The sequence below is a fragment of the Vibrio sp. VP6 genome (assembly GCF_028823755.1).
GTDB classification, from domain to species: domain Bacteria; phylum Pseudomonadota; class Gammaproteobacteria; order Enterobacterales; family Vibrionaceae; genus Vibrio; species Vibrio parahaemolyticus.
In genome coordinates this window covers 1-1783 of the sequence record NZ_JAPEID010000125.1, presented here as the reverse complement: position 1 = coordinate 1783, position 1783 = coordinate 1, and the positions used below count along the sequence as shown (strand labels likewise).

The following is a 1783-nucleotide window of genomic DNA, read 5'->3' as shown; positions in this document are numbered from 1 at the left end:
TAAATATTTACTCCACTCTTTAGGTAATTCAGGACGCTTATTAAAACAAATACAAACAAACCCTATTATACTTAAAAACCAAAACCATGATAAAAAAGGAACTATAGAAAAAACGGAGGTTAACGCTATAGATTCTGGATGATATATATAAACATCCAGTATTGGGCTTATCGCATCAAATAATAAGAAAGGCATCCCGATTAATACAAGAGGGACTCCTAAAAAAATCAGAATTCTATTTAGCATTTGTGGCCTCTTTTAAGCCATTTATTATGTTTTCTTCTATCTTGTTTTCATCCCAAATATTAGAAATAATTACATCAACACCAACCCAAACCATCGCACCAACCACCATAGGAATGGCAACTCCAAGAGCGACCGTCAAGCAAATAATCCCACCGACAACTGCACCAGTGGCTAAAAGCTTAAACAAATCACTTCCCATACTACCGCACCAATCAACTAAATGATAATCATCATTAAACATCAATTCATTAGTATTGATTGTTGCCGATATAATTAAACTTAAAACAGCCCCTTTCTTAAATCCATTTAATGTATCTTCAGCTAAAACACCCAACTGCTTAATTGTAGGGTTTGTAATTCTATATGGATAATTTTTTTTGATATTTAATCCATTAACAACAGCATAATACTTCTTAGGGTCATTCCAGAGACTGGATATTATTACTCGTTCTATTCCCTGAGCATCAATATATTGTTTAACTGTAATACCAAAGCCACCTAAAGCTTTTGATATTTTTGCCGCAGTAATAATACCTATGCCCATATCTATTTTTGAATGAATGTCATCTAATAGTTTCAGAGTTTCACTTCCAATCGTTTCCCCTTCTTCATTTTTTTGATGCCAGATATTCATCGCACACTTTGCGGCATCATCAACAGAGAAAATACAAACTTGTGTATGTCTACCTTCTAAGTATTCTTTCAAATCGTCTTGTAGATCTTTGTTCCATTCTGGCTCTGTTAGATCGTAGGCCTGTAACGCTGCCGCGTTACGTTCTGCAGTAGCACGCACACGATTTTTTTCCCAACGAGCGTAATCTTCTTGGGTATACGTCAATTCAGCTTGACGCTCTCGACGTTGGCGGGCAGCTCGCTCCCTTACTGTTTCTTCTCGAGCTTGCGGTTTTCTTAATGACTCTTCTTCATGGAGTGGCTTATAACCTCCACCAGAAGAACTCAACGGTTTTTTCTTTCTATCCAAAAAATTGTGTGGCATCAGTTCACCTAACCTCAATTAACGTGATGACATCATAACGACACTTAAAGGTGCGTAATATTGGTCATATGTTAAATAGGCAACTTCACTATCAAAAACACCACTTAGAAGCCCCTCAAACGCTCTAGGCACGATTTCAGACTGAAATCCGGCACATTACCCACCAAAAAACATTTGAAAGTTTGTGACACTTTGAGAGCGATTTACATAGCAATCTAACTAACTTCTAAACTCACTCAGAAACACCTCTGAAATGCTCGTTTTTCACATGTTCAACCTGCAACTAGGCATCTATCATTATCCAAAAATAAAAATGCCTAGTTGGCTCAAACCGCACAAACGGTCATTTGCCGCGTCACAACAATCATTCGAATTAAACTCACATTCACTGAACCAAAGAGTAACTCTTGTTACTTCAAAACTTGGCTCAAATGACAGCAAACTAACAGCGTGAGATCTTAAGATCATAGAGAAAAATGAAACACGCTAACTTGTGTCGAGATTTACGAAAAGAAAGGACGAAAAGCATGAACTTCAAAA

The 1783-nt window shown here is 37.0% G+C and carries 2 protein-coding genes; both read right to left on the bottom strand.

The window, feature by feature from the left end:
- Window positions 1-246 (bottom strand): hypothetical protein (locus OU793_RS24355; protein WP_274647896.1); only part of this gene is annotated, 246 nt, incomplete at its 3' end.
- Window positions 236-1243 carry a hypothetical protein gene (locus OU793_RS24350; RefSeq protein ID WP_025789264.1) on the bottom strand — a complete coding sequence of 336 codons (1008 nt, stop codon included), beginning with the start codon at window positions 1241-1243 and terminating at the stop codon, window positions 236-238. The genes OU793_RS24355 and OU793_RS24350, both read right to left, overlap by 11 nt.
- Between the last annotated feature and the right edge of the window lie 540 nt (window positions 1244-1783).

Coding starts and splice junctions, on each gene's coding strand:
- OU793_RS24350 (WP_025789264.1), bottom strand. CDS start 1,243: ATGCCACACAATTTTTTGGATAGAAAGAAAAAACCGTTGAGTTCTTCT.